1 protein-coding gene is annotated in these 637 nt (G+C 61.1%); it reads right to left on the bottom strand.

Annotation, left to right across the window (positions count from 1 at the left end; all coding sequences use genetic code 11):
• Window positions 1-581, bottom strand: a 581-nt coding sequence (locus IE243_RS23005) for an IS6 family transposase (protein ID WP_191321594.1), incomplete at its 3' end; no start/stop codon positions are given.
• Between the last annotated feature and the right edge of the window lie 56 nt (window positions 582-637).

Genomic DNA, 637 nt, shown 5'->3' on the forward strand with positions numbered 1-637 from the left:
ATCATCTGTTTGAGCCGGAAGTGGTCGCTTTCGATCACCTGCTGCAGGTGCTTTGAGACGCGATGGGTGACCTTGGGGGTAAGGATGCCTCCGGCGACCCCATCCTTGATGGCGGCGGGGTAGACGCTGGCTCCGTCAGTGCCGATCTTGTCCGGGGCCAGCAAGGGGCAGTCCTTCAGCGCCTTGCAGAAAAAGCGTTTGGCCGCAGCAAGATCGCGGTGGGCGGTCAGCAGGAAATCAACCGGCGTCCCTTGCTTGTCGACGGCTCTGTAGAGATAGCGCCACTGGCCACGGATCTTGATGTAGGTCTCGTCGACACGGATCGAACCACAATGGGGTTTGCGGAACCGGCGCAGACGTTTATCGATCATCGGCGCGTAGGTCAGAACCCAGCGGTTGATGGTGGCGTGGTCGACGTCGAAGCCGCGCTCGGCGAACAGGCTTTCGAGATCACGGTAGCTGAGCGGATAGCGCAGATACCATGTCACCGCCTGAATGATCAGCGGCGCCTCGAAATGGCGACCCTTGAAATCGTCCCTGGCGCGACGTTTGAGTTTCTCGGCGAGGGCGTTCAGGATCATGGCGTCGGTCTCCGGCACCACCATCCTCGCCCCGCTGCCCCCAACTTCGCGTTAAC

The sequence above is a fragment of the Camelimonas fluminis genome (assembly GCF_014656355.1).
Classification (GTDB): domain Bacteria; phylum Pseudomonadota; class Alphaproteobacteria; order Rhizobiales; family Beijerinckiaceae; genus Camelimonas; species Camelimonas fluminis.